Consider the following 3,152-nt stretch of genomic DNA (forward strand, 5'->3'; position numbering starts at 1 on the left):
CTGCACGCCCCGGCCGCCGACTTCCACGCGGCGGCCGGCCGGCTCATGGAACGCCCGCTGGACCGCACCAGGCCGCCGTGGGAGGCCCACGTGCTGCCCGGGGAGGACGGTGTGTCGTTCGCCGTGCTGTTCAAGTTCCACCACGCCCTCGCCGACGGCCTGCGCGCCCTCACCCTCGCCGCCGCGCTGATGGACCCCATGGACCTGCCCCCGTCCCGGCCCCGCCCGGCCGAACCCGCGCGGGGGCTGCTGCCCGACGTGCGCAAGGTGCCCGAGCTGGTTCGCGGTGCCCTGTCCGACGCGGGCCGGGCCCTGGACATCGGCGCCTCCGTCGCCCGCTCCACCCTCGACGTGCGCACCTCGCCCGCGCTCGCCTGCGCATCCAGCGGCACGCGCCGCACCGCCGGCGTGGTGATCGACCTCGACGACGTGCACCGGATCCGCAAGAGCGTCGGCGGCACCGTCAACGACGTGCTGATCGCGGTCGTCGCCGGCGCCCTGCGCCGCTGGCTCGACGCACGCGGCGACGGCAGCGAGGGTGTCGCGCCGCGCGCCCTCATCCCCGTCTCCCGGCGCCGGCCGCGCACCGCCCACCCACAGGGCAACCGGCTCTCCGGGTACCTGATACGGCTCCCCGTCGACCAGCACGACCCGGTCGCCCGTCTGAAGTTCGTGCGCGCCGCCATGGACCGCAACAAGGACGCCGGGCCGGAGCGGGGTGCGGGGGCGGTCGCCCTGCTGGCCGATCATGTGCCGGCGCTGGGGCACCGGCTCGGCGGGCCGATCGTGGGGCAGGCGGCGCGTCTCTGGTTCGACGTGCTGGTCACCAGCGTGCCGTTGCCCGGCTTCGGGCTGAAGCTGGGGGGCAACCCGCTCGGGGCGGTCTTCCCGCTCGCCCCGCTGGCGCCGGGGCACTCGCTCGCGGTGGCGGTCTCGACGTATCGGGGGCGCGTGCACTACGGGCTGGTCGCCGATGGGGAGGCTGTCGCCGACCTTGATGTGCTGGCGGACGCCGTTGCTGAGGAGGTGGAGGCGCTGATCACCGCGTGTGAACCACGCTGAGCTGACCGGTACGCAGCTGCGGGCAGTCGTGCCTCCCCCAGTGCCTGAAGGGCCTGGGAGGTGCCCCCAGGGCGGCACGGGTGGGCGATGGGGGTCCCCCCGCTCATGGGGGTCCCCCCGCGCGAGCGAAGCCGAGCGTGGGGGAGAAGCCGAGAGTGGGGGAGGCACCCCGCAAGCGCGGGCAAGCGAGCCCACCCCCGGCCCGCCCCAACGCCGGTTTGCTGCTGCAGCCCGGCGCTCCGTACACTTCCCCGTTCGAAAGCGGGCGCGAACGGAGCGCCGCCAGGCAGAGCGGGAACGGCAGCGGCGATGACGGTGACACAGGACGGCCCCGAGGCCACGGACGCAGTGGTGTACGGGCCCGGCATCGACCCGGAGCGGCTCGCCGTCTGCCTCAGCGTGCTCGAGGAACTCGACCAGCTCGACGTCGACCACCCCGACGCCATCAAGGTCCGCCGGGCCACCTCGCACATCTACCGCACGGTCAAGCAGCGCCGCCGCCAGGAGCGCCGGGCCGCCAAGACCGCCCACGACAGGGCCGTCACCGAGGCCACCGCCACCGGCTCCGCCGAGCGCATCGACGACGAGACCGAGGGCATCCTGCCGTCCTCCCGCGTCGAGCCCGGCTCGATCGCGGGGATACTCCAGCGCCCCCGCTCCTGCTACGTCTGCAAGACCCGCTACGTCGAGGTCGACTACTTCTACCACCAGCTCTGCCAGAAGTGCGCCGCCGAGAACCGCGCCAAGCGCGACGCCCGCGCCGACCTCACCGGCAAGCGCGCGCTGCTCACCGGCGGCCGGGCCAAGATCGGCATGTACATCGCGCTCAGGCTGCTGCGGGACGGCGCACACACCACCATCACGACCCGGTTCCCCAAGGACGCCATCCGCCGCTTCAAGGCCATGGACGACTCCGCGGACTGGATCCACCGCCTGGAGGTCGTCGGCATCGACCTGCGCGACCCCGCCCAGGCCGTCGCCCTGGCCGACCAGGTCGCCGAGCATGGCCCGCTCGACATCCTGATCAACAACGCCACCCAGACCGTACGCCGCCTGCCGTCCGCGTACGCCGCTCTCGTCGAGGGCGAGAGCGCCCCGCTGCCGGCCGGTGAGCTGCCCGCCCACCACGTCATCGGCGCCTTCAACTCCGGCGCGGTCGACGGACTGACCGCGCTGCCGGCCGGCGTCAGCGGACTCGACGCGCAGCAGGTGGCCGACCTCGCCCTCGTCGCCGGCAACGCCAGTGTGGAGCGGCACCGGGACGGCACCGCCATCGACGCGGGCGGCCTGGTGCCGGACGTGGTCGACAGCAACACCTGGGTGCAGACCATCGAGCAGATCTCGCCGGTGGAGCTGCTGGAGACCCAGCTGTGCAACTACACGGCGCCCTTCATCCTGATCAGCAAGCTGCGCCCGGCCATGGCCGAGGCCGCGCGCCGGGCCTCCGCGGGGCGCGCCTACGTGGTCAACGTCTCGGCGATGGAGGGCGTGTTCGCGCGCGGCTACAAGGGCGCCGGCCACCCCAACACCAACGCGGCCAAGGCGGCCATGAACATGGTGACGCGGACCAGCGCGCAGGAGATGTTCGACACCGACCGCATCCTGATGACCTCGGTCGACACCGGCTGGATCACCGACGAGCGGCCCCACTTCGACAAGCTGCGCCTCGCCGAGGCCGGTTTCCACGCCCCGCTCGACCTGGTCGACGGCGCCGCCCGCGTCTACGACCCGATCGTGCGCGGCGAGGCGGGCGAGGACCTGTACGGCGTCTTCCTCAAGGACTACGCGCCCGGCAAGTGGTGACCGCCCCGACGACTCCGGTCGGCTGACACCGCGTCAGTCGACCGCGCCCAGCCGGGAGTTGCGGGTTGCCAGCAGCTCCAGCACGGTCCGCCAGTCCTCCAGGACCCCGGCGTCGAAGCAGGCGGTGCGGGCCTCCTCCTCCGCCGTGCGCAGGGTGAGCAGATCGTCGTCGGCCGGAAGGTCGTGCCGGGGCTGCCGGCGCACCAGGTCGGCGACGCGCTCGCCGAGCAACGACCGCACCGCGTCCGCCGCGCTGTCGGCGCGCTCCGCGGCCCCACCCGGAGCGC

The 3,152-nt window shown here is 73.9% G+C and carries 2 protein-coding genes and 1 pseudogene; 2 read left to right on the top strand and 1 reads right to left on the bottom strand.

The window, feature by feature from the left end:
• Together N4P33_RS34155 and N4P33_RS34160 are read left to right on the top strand one after the other, a co-directional pair.
• A partial coding sequence (locus N4P33_RS34155) for a wax ester/triacylglycerol synthase family O-acyltransferase (protein WP_260830808.1) occupies positions 1-1,062 on the top strand: 1,062 nt, incomplete at its 5' end.
• Between the two features lie 309 nt (positions 1,063-1,371).
• Positions 1,372-2,865, top strand: a complete 1,494-nt coding sequence (locus N4P33_RS34160) for an SDR family NAD(P)-dependent oxidoreductase (protein ID WP_260830809.1) — start codon at positions 1,372-1,374, stop codon at positions 2,863-2,865.
• 33 nt (positions 2,866-2,898) lie between these two features.
• Here the strand turns inward: N4P33_RS34160 and N4P33_RS34165 are convergent.
• Positions 2,899-3,152 (bottom strand): annotated as a pseudogene (locus N4P33_RS34165) (hypothetical protein); the annotation flags it as partial.

The organism is Streptomyces sp. 15-116A, from assembly GCF_025290915.1.
Taxonomy (GTDB): Bacteria; Actinomycetota; Actinomycetes; order Streptomycetales; family Streptomycetaceae; genus Streptomyces.